Annotated in this window: 22 protein-coding genes and 1 pseudogene; 7 read left to right on the top strand and 16 right to left on the bottom strand. The window is 72.0% G+C overall.

Translation table 11 applies throughout. The annotated features are described in order from the left end of the window. The first annotated feature begins 4 nt into the window (after positions 1-4). Positions 5-1,132 (top strand): LLM class flavin-dependent oxidoreductase, encoded by a 1,128-nt coding sequence (locus MQE23_RS03255; RefSeq protein WP_243378181.1) that lies wholly within the window; start codon positions 5-7, stop codon positions 1,130-1,132. 60 nt (positions 1,133-1,192) lie between these two features. Here MQE23_RS03255 and MQE23_RS03250 read toward each other — a convergent pair whose 3' ends face one another. Further along, a complete protein-coding gene (locus MQE23_RS03250; RefSeq protein WP_020273380.1) occupies positions 1,193-1,342 on the bottom strand; it encodes a hypothetical protein in 150 nt (49 codons plus the stop codon). Between the two features lie 179 nt (positions 1,343-1,521). Between MQE23_RS03250 and MQE23_RS03245 the strand changes: the two genes are divergently transcribed. The 3 genes from MQE23_RS03245 to MQE23_RS03235 all read left to right on the top strand — a co-directional run bounded on the left by MQE23_RS03245 (position 1,522) and on the right by MQE23_RS03235 (position 3,865). After that, positions 1,522-1,953, top strand: coding sequence for a substrate-binding domain-containing protein (locus MQE23_RS03245; RefSeq protein ID WP_347710162.1), 432 nt, complete (start codon positions 1,522-1,524; stop codon positions 1,951-1,953). Positions 1,954-2,106: 153 nt separating this feature from the next. Then, entirely contained in the window at positions 2,107-3,207 is a 1,101-nt protein-coding gene (locus MQE23_RS03240) for a winged helix DNA-binding domain-containing protein (protein ID WP_020273010.1), read from the top strand. Positions 3,208-3,283: 76 nt separating this feature from the next. Beyond that, a complete protein-coding gene (locus tag MQE23_RS03235) occupies positions 3,284-3,865 on the top strand; it encodes a hypothetical protein (protein WP_243378179.1) in 582 nt (193 codons plus the stop codon). Positions 3,866-4,419: 554 nt separating this feature from the next. Here the strand turns inward: MQE23_RS03235 and MQE23_RS03230 are convergent. From MQE23_RS03230 to MQE23_RS03180, 11 genes are all read right to left on the bottom strand, one after another. Continuing rightward, positions 4,420-5,673 carry a cation:proton antiporter gene (locus MQE23_RS03230; RefSeq protein WP_020273012.1) on the bottom strand — a complete coding sequence of 418 codons (1,254 nt, stop codon included), beginning with the start codon at positions 5,671-5,673 and terminating at the stop codon, positions 4,420-4,422. Between the two features lie 6 nt (positions 5,674-5,679). Continuing rightward, a complete protein-coding gene (locus MQE23_RS03225) occupies positions 5,680-6,165 on the bottom strand; it encodes a TrkA C-terminal domain-containing protein (protein ID WP_037669551.1) in 486 nt (161 codons plus the stop codon). A 132-nt stretch (positions 6,166-6,297) separates the two neighbouring features. Further along, positions 6,298-6,756, bottom strand: a complete 459-nt coding sequence (locus tag MQE23_RS03220; RefSeq protein ID WP_243378178.1) for a hypothetical protein — start codon at positions 6,754-6,756, stop codon at positions 6,298-6,300. A 172-nt stretch (positions 6,757-6,928) separates the two neighbouring features. Then, entirely contained in the window at positions 6,929-8,602 is a 1,674-nt protein-coding gene (locus tag MQE23_RS03215; protein ID WP_243378177.1) for an allantoin permease, read from the bottom strand. A 126-nt stretch (positions 8,603-8,728) separates the two neighbouring features. Beyond that, positions 8,729-9,994, bottom strand: a complete 1,266-nt coding sequence (locus MQE23_RS03210) for a glycosyltransferase family 39 protein (protein WP_243378176.1) — start codon at positions 9,992-9,994, stop codon at positions 8,729-8,731. After that, positions 9,991-11,280 carry a bifunctional glycosyltransferase family 2/GtrA family protein gene (locus MQE23_RS03205; RefSeq protein WP_243378174.1) on the bottom strand — a complete coding sequence of 430 codons (1,290 nt, stop codon included), beginning with the start codon at positions 11,278-11,280 and terminating at the stop codon, positions 9,991-9,993. Before MQE23_RS03205 ends, MQE23_RS03210 begins: the two co-directional genes overlap by 4 nt. Before the next feature lie 140 nt (positions 11,281-11,420). Further along, positions 11,421-11,939: a hypothetical protein gene (locus MQE23_RS03200; protein WP_020273019.1), complete on the bottom strand. Its 519-nt coding sequence runs from the start codon at positions 11,937-11,939 to the stop codon at positions 11,421-11,423. Between the two features lie 11 nt (positions 11,940-11,950). Beyond that, entirely contained in the window at positions 11,951-12,457 is a 507-nt protein-coding gene (locus MQE23_RS03195; protein ID WP_020273020.1) for a SigE family RNA polymerase sigma factor, read from the bottom strand. 167 nt (positions 12,458-12,624) lie between these two features. Continuing rightward, positions 12,625-12,975 carry a hypothetical protein gene (locus MQE23_RS03190; RefSeq protein WP_020273021.1) on the bottom strand — a complete coding sequence of 117 codons (351 nt, stop codon included), beginning with the start codon at positions 12,973-12,975 and terminating at the stop codon, positions 12,625-12,627. 90 nt (positions 12,976-13,065) lie between these two features. After that, positions 13,066-13,431 (bottom strand): DUF6479 family protein, encoded by a 366-nt coding sequence (locus MQE23_RS03185; RefSeq protein WP_037669554.1) that lies wholly within the window; start codon positions 13,429-13,431, stop codon positions 13,066-13,068. 37 nt (positions 13,432-13,468) lie between these two features. After that, positions 13,469-13,909 carry a ChaB family protein gene (locus MQE23_RS03180; protein WP_020273023.1) on the bottom strand — a complete coding sequence of 147 codons (441 nt, stop codon included), beginning with the start codon at positions 13,907-13,909 and terminating at the stop codon, positions 13,469-13,471. 125 nt (positions 13,910-14,034) lie between these two features. Here MQE23_RS03180 and MQE23_RS03175 point away from each other — a divergent pair, with 125 nt between their 5' ends. The 3 genes and pseudogenes from MQE23_RS03175 to MQE23_RS03165 all read left to right on the top strand — a co-directional run bounded on the left by MQE23_RS03175 (position 14,035) and on the right by MQE23_RS03165 (position 16,470). Next, a complete protein-coding gene (locus MQE23_RS03175) occupies positions 14,035-14,403 on the top strand; it encodes a hypothetical protein (protein WP_020273024.1) in 369 nt (122 codons plus the stop codon). A gap of 115 nt (positions 14,404-14,518) precedes the next feature. Next, positions 14,519-15,697 carry an acyl-CoA dehydrogenase family protein gene (locus tag MQE23_RS03170; protein WP_020273025.1) on the top strand — a complete coding sequence of 393 codons (1,179 nt, stop codon included), beginning with the start codon at positions 14,519-14,521 and terminating at the stop codon, positions 15,695-15,697. Between the two features lie 131 nt (positions 15,698-15,828). Beyond that, positions 15,829-16,470 (top strand): annotated as a pseudogene (locus MQE23_RS03165) (DUF6083 domain-containing protein). A gap of 359 nt (positions 16,471-16,829) precedes the next feature. Here MQE23_RS03165 and MQE23_RS03160 read toward each other — a convergent pair. From MQE23_RS03160 to MQE23_RS03145, 4 genes are all read right to left on the bottom strand, one after another. Then, positions 16,830-17,357, bottom strand: coding sequence for a DUF2231 domain-containing protein (locus tag MQE23_RS03160; protein ID WP_037669557.1), 528 nt, complete (start codon positions 17,355-17,357; stop codon positions 16,830-16,832). A 138-nt stretch (positions 17,358-17,495) separates the two neighbouring features. Next, the gene (locus MQE23_RS03155) at positions 17,496-18,263 is read right to left on the bottom strand and encodes an FAD:protein FMN transferase (RefSeq protein WP_243378173.1); all 768 of its coding nucleotides are present in this window, start codon (positions 18,261-18,263) and stop codon (positions 17,496-17,498) included. Next, positions 18,256-18,699 (bottom strand): FMN-binding protein, encoded by a 444-nt coding sequence (locus MQE23_RS03150; protein WP_020273028.1) that lies wholly within the window; start codon positions 18,697-18,699, stop codon positions 18,256-18,258. Before MQE23_RS03150 ends, MQE23_RS03155 begins: the two co-directional genes overlap by 8 nt. Before the next feature lie 12 nt (positions 18,700-18,711). Beyond that, positions 18,712-20,076, bottom strand: coding sequence for a ferredoxin reductase family protein (locus tag MQE23_RS03145; RefSeq protein WP_243378171.1), 1,365 nt, complete (start codon positions 20,074-20,076; stop codon positions 18,712-18,714). Positions 20,077-20,210 lie beyond the last annotated feature (134 nt).

Here is a 20,210-nt window from a genome sequence, read left to right as displayed (position 1 = left end):
GACCATGTCCGGCATCCCTCTCGGGGTCCTCGACCTCGTCCCGATCCCGTCCGGCTCCACCGCCGCCGAGGCGCTGCACCACACGATCGACCTCGCGCGGCAGACCGAGCGGTTCGGCTACAGCCGTTACTGGTTCGCCGAGCACCACCTCAACCCGGGCGTGGCCGGCACCTCTCCCGCCGTGCTGCTGGCCCTGACCGCCGCCGCGACCTCCACGATCAGGATCGGCTCCGGCGCCGTACAACTCGGCCACCGCACGGCCCTGTCCACCGTCGAGGAGTTCGGCCTGATCGACGCCCTGCACCCCGGGCGACTCGACCTGGGCCTCGGCCGCTCCGGCGGACGTCCCCCGGGACAGCCGGCGGCACCCCGCCCGACCACCACCCCCGTCGTCGACGGGCGCACCCCCAACGGCCTGAAGATCCCGCCCCGGTTCTCGCCCGACCACTTGCGGGACTCACCACGCCTCAGGCTCCAGCAGCAACTGCTGCGGCAACCGGGCGCCCGGCACCAGGACTACGGCGAACAGATCGGCGACATCCTCGCGTTGCTGCGCGGCGACTACCGCTCGGCGGACGGGCTCGAAGCTCACGCCGTCCCGGGAGAAGGCGCCGACGTGCAGGTATGGATCCTCGGCAGCAGCGGCGGGGAGAGCGCCGACGTCGCGGGCCGCAACGGTCTGCGCTTCACCGCCAACTACCATGTCAGCCCGGCCACCGTACTGGAGGCGGCCGAGGGGTACCGGGCCGCGTTCCAGCCGTCCGACCACCTCGACAAGCCCTACGTCAGCGTCTCGGCGGACGTCGTCGTCGCCGAGGACGACGACACCGCCCGCGAACTGGCCACCGGCTACGGCCTGTGGGTCCGCAGCATCCGCACCGCCGAGGGCGCGATCCCCTTCCCGACCCCCGAACAGGCCCACGCCCACGACTGGACCGAGCAGGACCGGGCCCTGGTCGCCGACCGCGTCGACACCCGGTTCGTCGGCTCGCCCGGGCGCGTCGCCGACCAGCTCGAACAACTGAGGGAGGCCACCGGCGCCGACGAGCTGCTCGTCACCACCATCACCCACGGCCACGCCGACCGGGTGCGCTCGTACCGGCTCCTCGCGGAGGAATGGCAACGCCGATGAGCCGCTCGCGGCCGGGGCCGGCCCCCGGCCGGCGGAGACGAGGCCGGACGCGAAGCCGCGTCACAGGGCGGCAGCGGCGCTGTGGAGGTTCTTCGCGGCCAGGGCCAGGCCCTCGGTCTGCGAGTAGGCGGCGTCCTCGTGTTCGATGTTCACCGCCATGTCCGGGTCGACCTCGGCGAGGGCGCGCAGGAACTCCGTCCAGTAGGCCACGTCGTGTCCCTCGCCGACGGCGACGAACTTCCACGCCGGGTTCTCCGGTCAGGCGTTGCACCAGAACCCGTAGCCGGTGGGCACTTTGCCCGGCGCGTCGGCGGGCACGCGCGTGAACGACGTGTCCAGCACGCCGCGGATGTCCGCGCCCGGGCAGAGCGTGGCGTCCTTCGCACCACCTGATCGCCACCGACCGGCGCCGCGGCTACCGGAGTGCCATGCGCAGGCACGGACTCGACGAGCACATCAGGGTCATCCACGGGGACAGCACGGAGCAGGCCGGGGAGAGGGCCGGCCGGCACCTGCTCGGCAGCGGCGACCTGCCGACCGCCGTCGTGGCGTTCAACGACCAGAGCGCCATCGGTCTCCTCACCGCCTTCCGGCGCGCCGGCGTCGACGTCCGCGGCACGGTGTCCGTCGCCGGCTACGACGACACGCTGTCCCGGCTGGACGCCTTCGACCTGACCACCGTCAGCCAGAACGCCGAGGAACAGGCCCGGCAGGCCGTCGCGGCCGCCGTCGACCGCCTCGACGGCGGCCGTACCGAGTCCCGCGAGATCGCCCTCGCCCCGTCGTCGGTCGTGCGGGGAACCACGGCAGGGCCGCGCTGACCGGACGCTTCCGCCGCCGCCCCGGCCTCATGCCGGAGCGTGACGGCTGATGCGGTCACAGCCTGACCGCATCGGGTGCGACGGTGATCGGGCAAGCCGCCCGGACCTCTCGGACCACGGGCCGGCACACGACTCGAAGGCCGAGGTGCTCCATTGACCGTTCTCGACGCCCGGGCGCTCAACCGTGCCACCCTCGCGCGGCAGTTGCTCCTCGACCGCGCCGACCTGCCGGTCCTCGACGCCGTCGCTCATCTGTGCGGTCTCCAGGCGCAGGAACCGCAGGAACCGTTCATCGGGCTCTGGTCCCGGCTGCGGGCGTTCGATCCGGAGGTGCTGTCGGGGCTGCTGACCGGGCGGTGTGTGGTGCGGACCCATCTCATGCGCCGCACCGTCCACCTCGTCACCGCCGCCGACCTCGTGGCCTGGCGGGCCCGCCACGACGCGATGCTGCGCCAACGGGTGCTCGGGACGTACCGCCGCGAGCTGGAGGGAGTGGACCTCGGCGAACTCGCGGCGGCGGGTCGGGAGGTCATGGCCGACGGCGAACCCCGCTCCATGGGGGACCTCGCGGGAGCCGTCGCCGGCCGCTGGCCCGCGGCAGGGGCCCGGCCACTGGGCGAGATGCTGGTCGCCGGCCTGCTCCCCATGGTGCAACTGCCGCCGCGCGGACTGTGGCGCACCAGGGCGGGAGTGCGCTACGCCCTGGTCTCCTCCTGGCTGGGGCGCGAGATCGACGCACCGGTCCTGGACGACTCCGATCCCGTGGGGCAGACGCTGGTACGGCGTTACCTGGCCGCGTTCGGCCCCGCCGCCTCGGCCGATCTGCGCGCCTGGTGCGGACTGGCGGGACTGCCGGCCGCGGTATCCGCCCTGCGCGAGGAACTGGTCGCCTTCCGCGACGAGCGCGGCCGGGAACTGCTGGACCTCCCCGACGCGCCGCGCCCCGACCCCGACACCCCCGCGCCGGTGCGGTTCCTGCCGGCGTTCGACAACGCGATCCTCGGCTACCACGACCGAGGCCGGATCATCGACGAAGCCCATCGCGGCCTGTCGGTCGAAGGCGCCCGCGTCGTCCTGGTCGACGGCCGGGTCGCCGCGACCTGGAGCGTCGAGACGGACACCGTCCTGGTCACCCCGCTGCGCCGCCTCTCCCGGGCCGACCGGGACTCCGTCGCGGGGGAAGGGCGAGCGCTGGCGTCCTTCCTGTCCGGCGACGAGAGCGACCGGGTACGGATCGCCGCGTTCTCCGGCTGAGTGATAGGCCGACAGGGACCCGGTTCAGGCGCACACTGGAAGGGTGCTGCCGGTGCTCACGAGGGGGTGTCGGCCGATGGAAGCCTCAGAGCGTGTGACCGTGCGGTGGTGGCGGTGGCGGCGCAACGCGCTCAAGCGGCGTATCGACGTCGTCGAAGCCTGGGTCGTGCTCGCCGGCTGGGTGCTCGCCCTGCTCGGCGGTGTGTGCGCGGGCCTGATGGCGGCGGGCGCGGTCGAGCAGGCCGTCGAACGACAGCAGGCCGAGAGCCGTCGGGTTTCCGCGGTCGCCGTCGAAGACGCGCCGGGCCCGTCACCGGCCCGCGCGGCGAGCGATCACCGGGTGTGGGCGAAGGTGCGGTGGACCGCGCCGGACGGCTCGACGCACACGGAGCAGGCACGGGTGCCGCCCCGGACCCCAGCCGGGAAGACGGTCCCCCTGTGGGTGAACAGGAGCGGTGACATCACGACCCCACCGGTGTCCGCGGGCGAGGCCTGGCTGCACACGACCGTGGGCGGCGGTCTGGCAGGAGCCCTCGCGGGCGGGACGGTGCTGGGCGCCGCCTGGCTGACACGGCTGTTCATGGACCGGCGGCGCATGGCGCAGTGGGGCGCGGAATGGGAGCGGATCGACACCCGCCGGGGCTGGAAGACGGGCTGACCGGGCACCGGCAGCGACCCCTGCGGGGCGCCTCCGGGCGCCGGACGGGGGGTGAGGCCGTGTGTCGCTGTGCGTGGCGCCTTCGCACGGCCGGCACGGAGCGCAGCCGTACCTCGTCGGCCGGCGGGGACTGCCGCGCGCGGGCCTCCGAGGGGGGGGCAGGCACGGGGGATATGGCTGTACGCCGTCGTCGGGGGTCTTTTGCCGGCAGGCGGGGGTCTTTAGCGCGGTGCGCTGTCGCGCTGCGGGCGGGGGTGCGGTCGCGCGCTGTCGGCGAGTGGGGTGCGCCGGGCGTCGGGCTTCCGCCCGGAGGGCCTTCGCGCGGCGGGCTCGGGAGTGCAGCCGTACCCCGGCGGCTCGCGGAGTCTGCCGGGCGCCACGCTCCCGCAGGACAGGCGGCCCCGCCCGTCAGGCGTCCGCCGTGGTCAGCCGTGAGGCCCCCGAACTTCTCGCGGCCGTACGCGCGTCCCCCTGCCGCGGACGAGGTGGCAGGGGGTGTGGGCCGCGGGAGGCAAGCGCACCAGTCGCGACCCGGCCCGGCCCTGCCGGGCCGGTCACGTGCGGCCGACGATGTCCTGGTCGTCGATGGACTCGTGGGCGCCCGGGGGAACAGGTGCCGACGCAGCGCCGGACGTGCTCCGTTTCCGGCGCAGGCGGCCGGTCAGGCCGGTGGCGACGGGCTCGGTGTAGCGCGCGGTCAGCGGGCCGAGCAGGACCAGGATGAGGACGTACGCCGTGGCGAGCGGGCCCAGAGAGGGCTCGATGCCGGACGTGACGGCGAGCCCGGCGATGACGATGGAGAACTCGCCGCGGGCCACGAGCGTGCCGCCGGCGCGCCAGCGGCCCTTGGGCCCGATCCCGGCGCGGCGCGCGGCCCAGTAGCCGGTGGCGATCTTCGTCGCGGTGGTGACGGCCGCCAGGGCGAGCGCGGGCAGCAGTACGGGCGGGATGCTGGCCGGGTCGGTGTGCAGGCCGAAGAAGACGAAGAACACCGCGGCGAACAGGTCCCGCAGCGGCGCGAGCAGGCTCGTCGCGCCCTCGGCGACCTCGCCGGACAGCGCGATGCCCACCAGGAAGGCGCCCACGGCCGCGGACACCTGGAGTTGCTGCGCGAGCCCGGCGACCACCAGGGTCACGCCGAGCACCACCAGCAGCAGTTTCTCGGGGTCGTCGCTGGAGACGAAGCGGGAGACATGGCGGCCGTAGCGCACCGCGAGGACGAGCACGAGTGTGGCCACGCCCAGGGCGATGGCCAGCGTGACGGCACCCGCGGCCAGACCCACTCCGGCCAGCAGGGCGGTGACGATCGGCAGGTAGACCGCCATGGAGAGGTCCTCGAGGACCAGGATGCTCAGGATGGCCGGGGTCTCGCGGTTGCCGAGCCGCCCCAGTTCGCCGAGGACCCTGGCGATGACGCCGGAGGAGGAGACCCAGGTGACCCCGGCCAGCACGACGGCCGCGACGGGGCCCCAGCCGAGCAGCAGGGCGAGCACTGCTCCGGGCAGGGCGTTGAGGACGGCGTCGACGATCCCGGCCGGGTAGTGGGTCCTGAGGTTGGAGACGAGGTCGGTGGCCGTGTACTCCAGGCCCAGCATGAGCAGCAGCAGGATGACACCGATCTCGGCGCCGATGGCGACGAAGTCCTCGCTGGCGACCATCGGCAGCAGTCCGCCCTCGCCGAAGGCCAGCCCGGCCAGCAGGTAGAGAGGGATCGGCGAGAAGCTGAAGCGCCCGGCGAGGCGGCCGAGCAGCCCGAGCCCGAGGATGAGGCAGCCGAACTCGATCAGGAACACCGCGGAGGAGTGCATGGCGGGTCACTCCCGCCCGAGTATCGCGGCGGCAGCCTCCACGCCCTCGCGGGTCCCGATGACGATGAGCGTGTCACCGCCGGCGAGCCGGAAGTCCGGCGTGGGGGAGGGGATCGCCTCGGCCCTGCGCAGCACCGCCACGATGGACGCGCCGGTATCGGTGCGGATCCGGGACTCGCCCAGGAGCCGGCCGTTCCAGTGCGAGGTGCCGGACAGTTCGATCCGCTCGGCGACGAGCCCCAGGTCGGTGGTGGACAGCAGGTTCGGCGTGTGGTGCGCGGGCATCAGCGCGTCGATGAGCGTCGCCGCCTCCTCCGCCGTCAGACGTACCGACAGGTCGCAGGCGTCCGGGTCGTCGTTGCGGTAGGCGCTGATCGTCCGGTGGCCGTCGCGGTGGGCGACCACGGACAGGCGGCGGCTGTCCCGGGTCGTCAGGTCGTAGCGGACACCTATGCCCGGCAACGGCGTACTGCTGAGGCGTGGCGCGCTCATGTCTGTCCCCCTTTCGTCGGCGTGCGCGTCCCTGATGACTCGCCTGCGGGGGCCGCGCCCGGACGAGCGCCCAAATTTGGTCTGTGAGCTCATCGTAGGCGGCCGTGCGGGACCGTACCCGTCCTGTGTGTGCTACCTGGGGGGTGCCGGGGCGGGCGATCCGGACGGGAAGGGAGTGGCCGTGGGCAGCCGCGCGGTCGCTCCCTCCACCTGCCGCACGGTGCCCGTTCCCGGCCGGGGATCCGCGCCCGCGCCGGTGGACAACTGGGACCAGGCTCCCAGCGCCAGAGCCACTGCGGCGGCGGTGGCGACGACCCGTCCCACGCGCCGGACCTTGGCACGGCGGTCCAGGTCGGGCCAGGCCACGCGGACCCACAGGTCCTCCGGCTGCCACAGGTCACCGACGGCGTAGGGGGGTTGGAGCCGCAGTCCCGCCGCCCGCTCCTGCGCGGAGGGCTCCCTGGGCGCGGAGGCGCGTATGGCGTGCTCGCTGTCCGTGAGGAACCTCAGCCACACGTCGTCCGGGATCGGGGGAGTGCCGTCCGGCTCGTCGGGCGTTCCCCGTCCGCCGCCCGGCCCTTCGGTGGTCACGTCCCGTCGTCTCCTCTCCGACCATCGGCCCGCATCACTGCGCAACGCAAGATCAGTATGCCGCCCGGTGCGCGGGGCCGCCCCTTCGCGGGTGGTGGCCAAGGGAGTCCGAGACCGACTTGGTACGTGCCGAAGGGGCGGAAGCGCCTCATGGCCTCCGCCCCCCTGAGTGTCATACGACGGCGGGTGCCTCCGGCAAGACGTGGTCGCCGACCTTGTCGGTGCTCAGGCAGAGCGAGCAGACGACGGCGTCGTGCGTCCGGCAGGCGGCCACGTCCGGCCGCTCGAACCGCTGCCGGCACACGTGGCACTCGTAGGTGCTGGCGCTGGGGTTGCCGTCCTCGTCGAGGAGCGGCTCGGCGATGCCGTCGTCGGTGCGGCGCAGGTAGTACCTGCCCTTGGTGACCACGGCCATCAGCGGGGTGAGGACGAACGCGATGACGGCCGCGGCGACGGGGGAGTACGGCTGGAGCGTGTCGCCCAGCGCGTGGAAGTACATGGCGATGGACAGCGCGGAGGCGGCGACGAAGGACACGACCCCGACCGGGTTGACGGCGTAGAGCATGCCGCGGCGGAACTCGGGGGCGTGCGGGGACAGCTTCAGTACGTACTTGTTGATGCCGATGTCGGTGGCCACGGTGACCACCCAGGCGATCGCGCAGTTCGAGTAGAAGCCCAGGATGCTGTTGAGGAAGCTGAACATGTCGGCCTCCATCAGGGCGAGCGCGAAGCCGAGGTTGACCAGGACGAAGACCATCCGGCCCGGGTAGCGCCTCGTGACCCGGGTGAAGGAGTTGGTCCAGGCGAGGGAGCCGGAGTACGCGTTCGTCACGTTGATCTTGATCTGGCTGATCACGACCAGGGCCACGGCCAGCGGGAGGACGAGCCAGGACGGCATCATCGCGTCGAAGGCGTGCTTGAACTGCTGGATCGGCTCGGGTGCGGCGGTGGCACCGACCTCGGCGATGATGTAGACCGCGAGGAACACCCCGATGGCCTGCTTCAGCGCGCCCAGCACCACCCAGCCGGGGCCGGCCATCACCACGGCCGTCCACCAACTCCGCTTGTTGGCCTCCGTCTTGGGCGGCATGAAGCGGAGGTAGTCGATCTGCTCGCCGATCTGCGCGATGAGCGACAGACACACGCCCGCGCCCAGCAGCACGGAGGCGGTGTTGACGCCGCCGTCCCCGTCCGTGCCCGCGTAGGCGAGGAAACGGTCGACGGTCCCCGGGTCGGTGGCGACCAGGTAGACCAGCGGACCGACCATCAGCAGCAGCCAGATCGGGGTGGTCCACACCTGGAGCTTGCTCAGCGCCGTCATGCCGTAGATGACCAGGGGGATCACCATGAGCGTGGACACCAAGTAGCCCAGCCACAGCGGCAGTCCGAGGCCCAGCTTCAGGCCCTGGGCCATGATCGAGCCCTCGAGGGCGAAGAAGATGAAGGTGAAGCTGGCGAAGATGACGCTGGTGAGCACCGACCCGAAGTAACCGAAGCCGGAGCCCCGCGTGATCAGGTCCAGGTCGATGTTGTAGCGGGCCCCGTAGTAGGCCAGCGGAAAACCGGTCACGAAGATGACGACGGCGGCGACGGCGATCGCGAGCAGCGCGTTGCCCGTCCCGTGGGCCAGACCGATGCCGGCGCCGATGGAGAAGTCGGCCATGTAGGCGATGCCGCCGAGCGCGGTCGTCGCCACCACCATCGGGGTCCAGCGCCGGTAACTGCGCGGCGCGAAGCGGAGCGTGTAGTCCTCGAGGGTCTCCTTGACGGCCTGGTCGGCGCCCGGTGCCGCCTTCTGTGCGGGTTCCGGCTCGGCGACCTCGGCCAGTCGTGGCTCGGTACTCATGCCACGCCTCCTTGCTGCGGGTTGGGGACTGACAAGGCAGGCACGGTAGGCAGCGGGCGTTACCCCTAAATACTTCCTGCGTGAAGGGAATGTTTCGGGGGCATCTCATGAGCCGCCCGACGCTCTTTACGGCACCCCGAGTTCGAACAGCACATACCCCCCGTACGACCCGGAGGCCAGCGCGGCCGTGCCGAGCACGGCGACCAGGGACGGCCACCTGAGCCGGCGCAGGGCGAGGGCGAGCGGGACGAACAGCGGGAAGAGCGGGAGCAGATAGCGCGAGACGTTGCCGAAGATCTGCTGGGTGGCCATCACCATGAGGTACGAGAGGACCGTGTAGACGACGAGCACGGCGGGCGGTCTCAGACGCAGTAGCAGCACGGTCAGCACCGGCGCCGTCAGCACCACGCAGACACCGATGACGTCCAGGAAGGGCGTAGCGAAGAGATAGTCGAAGTGCCCGACCGGGATGGACGTCAGCACGTTGAACGAGTGGGCTCCCCAGTCGAACTTGTGGGCCCAGGCGCCGTCCTGGAGCTTGGAGTAGCCGTTGATGTCGCCCATGCGGTAGTTGACCCACGCCAGGTAGCCGAAGAGACCCAGCGGCGCGATCGCCACGGCGCCCAGCGGACGCCGGACCCCGTCCTCCCGTCGGCGCAGGGACAGCAGCGCGGCGACCGCGAGGGCGGCGACCAGCGCGGCGGCGGTGGGCCGGCACAGCCCGGCCGCGCAGGTCAGCAGCCCGGCGGTGAGCCAGCGGCGGGACATGACGGCGTGACAGGCCCATGCGGCGAGTGCCGTGTAGAGGGACTCCGAGTAGCCCGACCACTGGGTGCCCGAACCGGGCCAGACGGCCCACAGTCCGGCCGCGGCCAGCCCGGCCCGGTGACCGCACAGCCGATGCGTCACGGCGTAGATGCCGAGGGCGGCGACGAACGACGCGACGACCGAGACCGTCATGCCGGCGCCGTACAGACCGAGTCCGGTGCCCTCCGAGACCAGCCGCATCAGCGTCGGGTACAGCGGGAAGAACGCCGCCGAGTTGCCCTCCAGCGTGATCAGGCCCGTCGCGCCCGGGACCGGTTTCAGCGCGGGGTCGTACCCGTGCTGGGCGATCTGCTGGTACCACCAGCCGTCCCAGCTGGCCAGGACGTCCCAGGCGTGTTCACCGCCGCCGAAACGCGGGTTCTTCTTCCGGAAGTCGCCCGCGGAGTCCAGTAGGTACATGAAGACGGCGAAGCCGGCCAGCTTCAGCACGCCGTACGTCAGCAGCACGGGCCCGTAGCGCACGGCGGCCCCGCGCAGGCGTCGGCGGAACTCCCGGGAGCCGCCGGGGACTTCGTGGGCGTCGTCGAGGCCGGACGGCGGTCGACGCAGCTCGACGGTGCTCATGAGGATCCTGTCGTACGGGGAGTGGGACGGGCGTCGTGGCGGGCGGGGAACACCCAGGCCCGGAAGAGGAGGAAGCGCAGCAGCGTCGCGGCCAGGTTGGCGGCGACGAGCGTCACGAGTTCGACCCGGTGGCCGGCCCCGGGGACGGCGTGGTGGAGGGCCGCCAGCGAACCGCTGGTCAGCGCCAGCCCGACCAGGAAGGCCGCGAGCCCCTTGAGGTGGTGCCGCAGCGCGCCGCAGCGCCCCCGCACCCCGAAGGTGAGCCGCCGGTTGGCTGCGGTGTTGGCGACCGCACTGGCCAGCAGGGCCAGCGCGTTGGCGGCCTGCGCCCCCGTCGGTGGCCGGAGGGCCGTGTAGAGCAGCAGGTAGCACAGGGTGCTGGCGACCCCGACCGCGGCGAAGCGCACCACCTGCCGGGCCAGGCCCGCCGGCAGCTCCCCGGCGAGGTCACCGCCGCTGCGGCGGAGCGCGGACAGCGGCAGCCGACCGCACGCCAGCGCACCCCCGAGCCTGGCCATGCCGCGCAGGTCGGCCAGGGCCGTGGACAGGATGTGCACCCGGCTGTCCGGGTCGTCCACCCAGTCCACCGGCACCTCGTGGATCCGCAGCCCCGCGCGCTCGGCGATGACCAGCAACTCGGTGTCGAAGAACCACTCGCGGTCCTCCACCAGGGGGAGCAGCCGCTCGGCGACGTCCCGCCGCACCGCCTTGAACCCGCACTGCGCGTCGGAGAACCCCACGGCGAGCGTGCCGCGCAGCAGACCGTTGTAGCAGCGGGAGATGATCTCCCGCTTCGGTCCGCGCACCACCCGCGAACCGCGCGCCAGCCGGGTGCCGATGGCGATGTCCGAGTGGCCGGAGATCAGCGGCGCGACCAGCGGCAGCAGCGCCGCGAGGTCCGTGGACAGGTCCACGTCGAGATACGCCAGCACGGGGGCGCCCGAGCGTGACCAGGCGGTGTGCAGCGCACGGCCGCGCCCCTTCTCGGCCAGCCGGATCCAGTCCGTGCCGGGCAGCTCCGCGGCCAGCCGCGCCGCGATGAGCGGGGTCCGGTCGGTGCTGGCGTTGTCGGCGATGGTGATCCGGAAGGAGTAGGGGAAGGTCTCGGCGAGATGCACGTGCAGGCGCCGGACGCAGGGCTCCAGGTCGTTCTCCTCGTTGAACACGGGGACGACGACGTCGAGGACGGGATCCGGGTGGTGCGCGGGCAAGGGCGCCCGGCGCGGCAACGCGGACAGCTCGGTGGTCGGGCGGTCGGCCAGGGCCGGCCGCCGTACGGTTCTCATGGCTGCTTCACGGTCTCTTTCTGGCGCCGGACGTGCACGGGCGCCGGTTCCGGGCAGGCGGAAGGCGCCCGGGGCGGTGTTCGGGGCGGTGACGGGGTCAGGAGGGCTGACGCCCCTGACGGGAAGGGCCGCTCAGGCGGCTACTCGGTGGCCGATGCGGAAGGCTCCTGCGTCTCCTCCAGGGCGGACGGCGGAGCCGTCGTGGGCGTCGGGGAAGGGGGCGGCGTGGGGGACGCCGAGGTGGTCCGGCTCTCGGAGGCCGTGGCGGTCGGCGTGGGGCTGATCGTCGTGCTCGGGCCCCCGGGAGGCGTGCTGCCGCCGGTCGTGGTCGCCGGCGGGGACGACTCCGGCTCGGTAGGAGTCGCACTGGGGTCCGGGGAGTCGGAGGTGGGCCCGCCGTCCTGCGAGGGAGTCGGGCTCGTCGCGGGCTGTGGCCGGTGATCGGCGGGCTGGGCCCTGGTGAGCATGCTCGGCAGCAGGGCGAGCCCGACGCTGAGCCCGGCCACCGCCACGGCGGAGCCGCCCGCCTTCCACAGCAGCCGCGACCTGCGGCGGGAACGGATGCCGGCGTGCAGCCGCTGCCGATGTTCGGGCTCGTAGGGGGTGTGCTGCTGGGTGTCGCGCATCAGCCGCGACAGGTCCCGCTCGAAGTCGTCCATCGCTTCTCCCTTCACCCCACAGGCCTGACGGCGTCGGACAGGATCTGGCGGAGCCGTGCGACTCCGCGTGACGCGTGGGACCGTGCCGTGCCCACCGGACAGCCCAGCGCCTCGGCGACCTGGGCCTCGGGGAGGTCCTCGTAGTAACGCAGCACCACCGCGGCCCGCTGCTTGGGAGTCAGCAGGGCCAACGCGCCCTCCAGCCGCGAGCGTTCCGCCACGGTGGACGACACGTCGCCCGGATCGGCCCGGTCGGGCAGCTGATCCACCGGGCGCTCACCCCACCAGCGCCGCTTCGCCGAGCGCGCCGCCATCCGCACCAGCACCGTGCGGACGTACGCCTCCGGCGCCTGCTCGGCGACCTTCGGCCAGGCGAACCACAGCTTCACCAGCGCTTCCTGCACCAGGTCCTCGGCCCGCTGCCGGTCGCCGCCCGTCAGCAGCCGCGCGACATGGAGCAGCGCCGACCAACGGGCGGCCACGAACTCGTCGAAGCCGTCCGCCCGAACCTGCTCCATCCCCACCGTCCCGCGTCTCAGTGACCCCCTGCACCACTGGAAAGACGCTGGACCCCACGCCACGCTGCACTTGCCTGCTGTGATCCACCTCACCCTGAGCGGTGCGCGCGAAAAAGGGCCCGTGCACAGGCACGGGCCCTTCGGTCGGCTCTGTCCGGCGGTGACGCCTACGTGCGGTCACCCTTCGGCTTGCCCCGCTGGTCGGGCGTGCCGTGCGGCGGCGGGCTGAACGGCTGCGGGGACGTGGCGGGTGACACCGGAGAGCCTCCGTGCCCCTCGCCGGTCTCGGGACGCAGGGCGCCCGGATCGCCGGACGTCGGCTCCGCGCCCTCGCGCAGCTGCTCGAGGCGGGACCCCAGCAGCTCGGTCACCGGCAGCCGGTCGGCGTGCGACCGCTCGTACGCCAGCAGTTCCTCCACCTCGTCCGCGGACAGCGACCGCACACGGCTCTCCAGGCCGCCGATCGGCAGATGGTCGTAGTCCGGCAGCGGGAGGGTGTCGCGGGCGGGATCGGCCATGGTTCTCACTTCCCTGTGTACGACGTGTACGGCATGTACGGCGTGTTCACGTACGTGGGGTACGGAGCGGAGTGCCGCGGGGGAGGGGGCTCAGCGGCCGCCCGGGCCGCCGCTGCCGAACGAGCCGCTGCTGCCCTCGTTCCAGCGGGGACGCTCCTGGGTCGCGCTCCTCCGGTCGCTCTGGTTGCCGTGCGTCTTCAGCTCGTGCGGCGTCAGACGGTCCTGGCTTCTGGGCACCTCGTCGGGCTCCCGGCGCTCACTCGTCTCACGGACCGGGCCGCCGTCGGGCAGTCGCGGCTGCTCGTCGGGCCGCGGCGTGGGCAGCTCCCTGCGCTTGACGCGCACGCCGAGGACGAAGGCCCCCAGCAGCAGGGCCACGACCACCACACCCGCCACGATCAGCCCGATGCCGAGGGCGCCACGGCCCGCGGCCATCTCCATCCATGCGCTAGTCATGGCGCGCGAGTACCCCTGGTCCTCACCATGAACCGGCTCACCTGGACGCCGAGGAGGACCGTGCGGACGACCGCGAGGACGGTTGCGAGGACCTGGTCCGCGAGCGGTTCTCCCTGCGGACGGCGTCCAGCAGCTCCGCCTTCGACATGCGCGACCGCCCCTCGACCCCCAGTCGCTTCGCGAGGTCGTACAGGTGCTCCTTCGAGGCACGCTCGTCGACGCCCTCGCCGCTGCGGCCGCCCTGCTGCCGGGGCCGGGCCGAGCGCGGGTCCGACGGGGCCTTGCGGCCGCCCTCCTTGCGCTCCCAGTGGTCGCCGACCTTCTCATGGGTGTGCTTCAGCGCCCCGAAGGCCACGCGGTGCGCGCGCTCGCCCTCGCCGTACTGCTCCACGGCCGAGTCGTGCGCCTTGATCCAGGTGCGCTGCGCCTCCTTGGCGGACCGCTCCAGGGTCGACGGAAGTTCCTGTCGCCCGGGCATGTGACTCACCTCCGTGCGTCGTCGTTCCCGGGCCTGCCGGGTGCCCGGCCGACAGGGCCGGAAAACCGTACGGAACCCTGGGCGACACCGGGTTTGACCGGCATCGGTGGGGCTACCCGCGCGGTGTGACGACATCCCAGCAGGAGCTGTTCCGGTTCCTGGAGGACCGCTTCGCCTGTGCCCAGGCGTGCACCGAGTGCGCCCGGGCGTGCGCGTTGCGCGCGAGCCTCGTGGACCCCGACGGCACCGAGAACCAGGAACTCGTACGACGCAAAGGCATCATGTGCGCGGAGGTCTGCGACGCGACCTGCCGTGTGCTGTCCGAGCAGAACCAGGTGGACGAGTCGACCATCCGCGTCCAGGTGGAGTGGTGCCGGACCGTGTGCCTGGAGGCCGCGCACGTCTTCGACCGGCAGGCGGGGGCGGAGGACTCGGCGGCGGCGTGCCGTGCGTGCGCGCGGGCGTGCACGGACTTCCTCGCGACGCTGAACTGAGGAGGCTTTCCGCGGGCTGGACCGGGGATGTTCCCCGTCGCCCGCCATTCCCAATTTCTGAAACACGTTCTACGGTGTGCGCCGACAGGACCGGCCTTGGGAGCCTGGAGGCGCCGTGCACCTCGAATACACGCCCGAGCAGCAGCGGCTGCGCACCGAACTGCGCGCCTACTTCGCCGAACTGGTCCCGGACCACGCGTACGCCCGGCACGGCGACCCGGCCGCCCAGAAGCGGTTCTACCGCGAGACCATCCGGCGGCTCGGCGCGGACGGCTGGCTCGGCGTGGGCTGGCCCGAGGAGTACGGCGGGCGCGGCCTGACCGCGATGGAGCAGTTCATCTTCTTCGACGAGGCCGCCCAGGCCGGCGTCCCGCTGCCCCTCATGGCGCTGAACACCGTCGGTCCGACGATCATGCAGTACGGCACCGAGGAACAGAAGGCCTACTTCCTGCCGAGGATCCTCTCCGGCGAGATCGACTTCGCCATCGGCTACAGCGAGCCCGACGCGGGCACCGACCTCGCGTCCCTGCGGACCCGGGCGGTCCGGGAGGGCGACGAGTACGTCGTCAACGGCCAGAAGATCTGGACGACCAACGGCGACACGGCGGACTGGGTGTGGCTGGCGGTCCGTACGGATCCCGCCGCCCCGCCGCACAAGGGCATCACCATGCTCCTGATGCCGACCACCGGCCCCGGCTACTCGTGCACCCTCATCAACACCCTCGCCTCGCACGACACCACGGCCAGCTACTACGAGAACGTCCGCGTCCCCGTCTCCCACCGGGTCGGCGCCGAGAACCAGGGCTGGCGGCTGATCACCAACCAGCTCAACCACGAACGCGTGACGCTGGCCGCCCACGGCACCATGGCGATCCGCGCCCTGCACGACGTGCAGCGCTGGGCGATGGAGACCAAGCTCGCCGACGGCCGCCGCGTCGCCGACCTGCCCTGGGTACGCCGCCTCCTGGCCCGGACGCACACCCGGCTGGACGCGCTGAAGCTGCTCAACTGGCGGATGGTCGGTGCCGTCCAGGACGGCACCCTCACCCCGCAGGACGCCTCCGCCGTCAAGGTCTACGGCTCCGAGGCCCGGCGCGACGCCTACGCCTGGCTCATGGAGATCGTCGCCGCCCCCGGCGCGCTGAAGGAGGGCTCGGCGGGCGCGGTCCTGCACGGCGAGCTGGAACGCGGCTACCGTTCGGCGGTCATCTTCACCTTCGGCGGCGGCAACAACGAGATCCAGCGGGAGATCATCTCGTGGATCGGGCTGGGGATGCCGCGGGTCCGGCGCTGACCGAGTGTGACGAGGATTTTTAGTTGGCACAAAAGAGGGATAGTTGGCACCATGATCAATTGACTCCTCCCGGTGCGCGCCCTAAGCCACGAGAGCGCCGGTCGTCTACTGCGTTGCGGTCAAAGTGACCGCTGCCGGGACTGCGAATCGAGTGGTACCACCGCACCAACGAGCTATCCATCCGCCTGCACCCTCACGAGCTGCCTGCCGAGAGGGTGCCCGCTACCTGACAATGGCACGTCAGCCGCGGCGTCGCTCGCCCGGCGGGCGACGGCAGTGGCTGGTGCCGCCTCCCGCAGGTCATGCTGTGCCCTGCCCGTCACGCTCTTCCGGCCGTACCCGAATTGGCAGCGCTGAGGCGCGCTTTGGCGGTCAACACCCGCCGCCTGATCGACAGCGGCCCATTCGTTCCTCCTTCCACCCTGCCGAACACGGAAGCCTCACCGATGGCCACCTGTCGGCCGGCCCGTCCTGTCGCCCAACTCTTGTACAGCCGTTACCTCGCCAACCGCCCGGTGGACGAGATCCAGTGCGTCGCCCAGACCCGGCGCCGCCACCGCTGCGCTGCACAAGTCGCCTGCTCACGCCCGAGACCCAGGGAGGTGTCTGGACTCTCGTGCCCGTCGCCACAAGGCATGGTCAGCTTCCTCTGCCTGGAGCAGTCATGGCCGTCTACGGAGTCACCGGCCTGCCCTATGCCGAGCAACTGCGTTGGAGGGCCCAACGCTGCCCCGAGCACGCTGCCATTCCCACAGCCGCCGACGTGGCGGTAACCGAGTGGGAGCCCTTCGACCCCTTATCCACCACGAGGTCATCCACACCCGGCGCCCGACGTTCACCCGGCGCCAAGGGCCTGCCGGCCGGAGCAGGAAGGCGACGCACCCGTGACCGCGCACCACGCGATCGAGATCACCCTGACCCGGCCTGCAACCTACTGTGAACTGAGTCGTGCGCGTCGTGTCGTGAGTCTGTCCAGCAACAACGACCGCACCCGACTATTGACTCTGCAGCGCGCAAGGACCCCTGCGCATGCGCTGCGAGCACTTCGGCGTCGACTCGATGCCGTATGGCTCATCGATGTCTTGACTACGCATTACCCATTCGGCCGCGAGCGCGTCTGGGCAGGCGCGGGTCAGTCGCGCTCCTGCTGGGGATTGACCGAGTAGGCGTCGTGCCAGGCGGCTTTGGCGCCGGAATCCCCGATTCGGTAGACCTGTATGCCCGCGCCCACGCCGATGACGAGCGACAGTGTGGCGGCGGCCACGCGCAGCGGAAGGTGCACCGTTGCCACGGCCCTGCCTGTGGATTCCACCGCCTCGGGGGTGCGGGCGGCGGCGCGACGATACGTCCACCACACGGCGGTGGCCAGCACGAACAAGGCCACCGCCCAGGGGAGCAGCTGGTCACCGAGCTCGGTGTGCTTGCGCACCAGAGCGTTGCTGTCCACGTGTCGTTCCAGCCACTCGCCGGCCTGTGTCGTCAGTGGCACGCTCACCAGGGATACCAGGGCGAGGATCGGCAGTGCGATACCGAATCGGCGCATTGCCGACGGCCAGGCGGCACACAGGATCAGGCAGAGTGCGGTGAGGGGCACCAGGACCACGACGACGTGGACGAACAGGACGTGCGCGGGGATGCCGTTGATGAGATGGGGTCCCACGGGGGCTCCTTCGAGGTGGGCGTTCAAGGCTGGAGGGGGCAGGCGCGGCTCGGGCGACTCGGCCGGCCGCGGCAGTGGGGGCCGCGGTCGTGAGGGGGCGCGCGTTGCTCAAAGGCATGAGGTGGCCCGTAACCCGCGTCATCGTCCATGGACGGTGAATCCGCTTGTGCGCCATGTCTGGCCGTCGGGTTTGAGGGCGAGCGCCTCGTATCCCTGCAGCGATTCGAGCCAGTCCCGGGAGCTGTCGCCCCGGGCGAACGCGGCGGTGGCGTAGGCGTCCGTCATGGTCAGCCGGGGGCCGGTGACGGTGATGGAGGTGAGCTCCGTGGCGGGTGTGCCGTGGTGGGGATTGAGGATGTGGGCGCCGCGTTCGGCGGTTCCTGAGGTGGCGATGGCCAGGTCCCCCTCGGTGGTGATGACCGTGGCGAGCTCGCCGGGGCGCAGCGGGTGGGCGATGCCGATGCGCCACGGGGCGCCGGGGGCCGCCTGGCCGCGCAGTTGGAGGTCGCCGCCGCCGTTGACGCACGTGTTGCGGGCGCCAGCTTCATGCAGCAGCTGGGATGCGGTTTCGGTGGCCCAGCCCTTGACGAGGCCGGCGGGGTCGAGGGAGCCGTCGGGGGTGATGCTGAACCAGCCGTCGCTGGCGTGCGTGGCGTGGGCGCACAGCGACAGCACTTCGTGGACCTCCGGCGGGCAGTCAGCGGGGCGGATTTCGCCGCGGCCGAGCCGGCTGATGGCGCTGTCTGGGCGGTAGGTGGAGAACACCGCGTCCACCGTGTGCAGAGCACGGACGGCGTGGGCGAGCGCGCGGTGGATGGCCGGGGTGGGCTGGTCGCGGATGTCGAAGGAGAAGACGGTGCCCATCACGTGTTCGACGTGGTGCAGGCGGGTTGTGGTGTCAGGCATGGGCTTGGTCCAGTGCGCTCTGCAGGGACTGGATGTAGCCCTGGCTGGTGTAGCTGGCGCCGGAGATGGCGTCGATGTGGGCGCTTTGGGCACCTATGGCTTCCTGGGTCAGTCGGGGCAGGGCGTAGGAGGCGATCTGCTGGTCCCGGCCGTTCTGGTCCGGTGCCCGGAGTACCCGGACGGCGGTGAGTCTGCCGTGGGTGAGGGTGGCGGCCACCTGCACGGTCCCGTACTGGGTGTCGATGGGATCTCCGGTGTACGTGCCCGTCCCGCTCGGCTTGCCCGACGGGGTACTCCCGGGAGTGTGCGGCGAGGAGGATGCCAGGGGGGAACGTGGCGGGACGGCGGCCAGGGCGGGGGGCTGGTGCGGTTTGAGAGCGAGCAGCGTGACGATCAGGGCGCTGATCCCGGTGGTGGCGAGGACGGCTCGGCGCATGGCGGTTCTCCCTCAGAACGCGAACGACTCGTGGTGGATGCGGCGGCCCGGCACGCCTGCCTCCCGCAGGGCCCGTATCGCGGCCTCGGCCATGCCAGGCGGGCCACAGAGGTACACGTCGTGCGCGGCCAGGTCCGGCACCAGGCTGCTCAAGCCCTCAGCGGTGAGCGGCGATGAGTACCCGGCCGGCTCGTCGACGATGTAGTGGACGGCGGCGTGGCGGTGGGCGGCTATCGCGTCGATCTCACCTCGCAGGGCGAGGTCCTCGGGGCGGCGGGCCCGGTAGATGAGCGTGACCTGTCCCGGCAGTGTCTCGAACAGCGTCCGCAGGGGGGTGATGCCGACGCCGCCGCCCAGGAGCAGGACCTTGGCGGCGGTGCGGCGGTGCGCGGTGAAGCCGCCGTAGGGGCCCTCGGCCCACACGCGGGTGCCGGGAGCCAGCCGGGCGAGCGCGCCGCTGTGCCCGCCCGCCGTCTTCACCGTGATCCGTAGCCGATCGGGATGGGCGGGGGCGGACAGCGAGTAGGGGTTGGCGGTCCACCACAGCCCGCGGGTAAGGAAGCGCCAGCGCAGGAACTGGCCCGGCTCAGCCCTCAGCTCGTCCAGGTGGTCGCCGCTGAGGTGGACGGAGACAACGCCCGGCGCCTCGGGATGCACGGCGGTGACCCGCAGGCGGTGGCGCAGTCCGCGCCGTAGGGGGACGGCGAACCGGTACCAGGCCACCAGCGTGGCGACGCCGAGGAAGAGCGTGTACCAGGCCACCTGGGCGAGTCGGTTGCCGACGAAGTCCGCGCCGTTGGACAGCTGGTGTCCGAAGGTGAGGAAGATGGCCAGGTAGGTGGCGAAGTGCAGGTAGTGCCAGGTCTCGTAGCTCATCTTCCGGCGCACGGCGCGGGCCGAGAGGATGCCGGTGGCGAGGAACAGCAGAAAGCCGGCGGTGCCCTTGAGGAGATCGGGGTAGTGCAGAACGAGCGTGGAGGTCTGGCTGACCACGTTCGTGTGGGAGGCGAGGGAGTAGCCCCAGATGATCAGCAGGGTGTGGGCGAGGGCGAGCGAGATGGTGCAGCGGCCGCCCAGGGCGTGCCAGCGGGCGAGGCGGTCGGTGCCCACGGTGTTGTCCAGGAGCGGGATGCGGGCCATCAGCGCCAGCAGGACCGCGCAGGCGTAGCCGGCCAGCAGACCGGTGATACGCCCCGCGCCGGTGAGCCAGCCCGCAGGGCCGATCACGGAGGTCGTGTCGCTCCACCACAATCCCAGCACTCCGGCGGCACCGGTCCAGATCACCAGCTGTGCCAAGAACGGCACGATGCTGCGGCGAGGCCGCCGGTGACGCATGGCGCGGCTCGCATAGGTGGTGGACGTGAACGTGGTGGTCATGAGGCTCCTTCCGGAAGAGCACGCTCCGGCGATGGGCGGCCAGCCTCACGGCCCCACCTCTGCGTACCTTCTGAAACAGCCTCCGGCAGCCCGCCTCAGCGGCGATTCAGAGGAAACTCAGAGGTCCCGCCCCT

The organism is Streptomyces sp. HP-A2021 (genome assembly GCF_022807935.1).
Lineage (GTDB): Bacteria > Actinomycetota > Actinomycetes > Streptomycetales > Streptomycetaceae > Streptomyces > Streptomyces afghaniensis.
The sequence above is the reverse complement of the archived record's forward strand: the minus strand, read 5'-3'. Positions and strand labels throughout refer to the sequence as shown.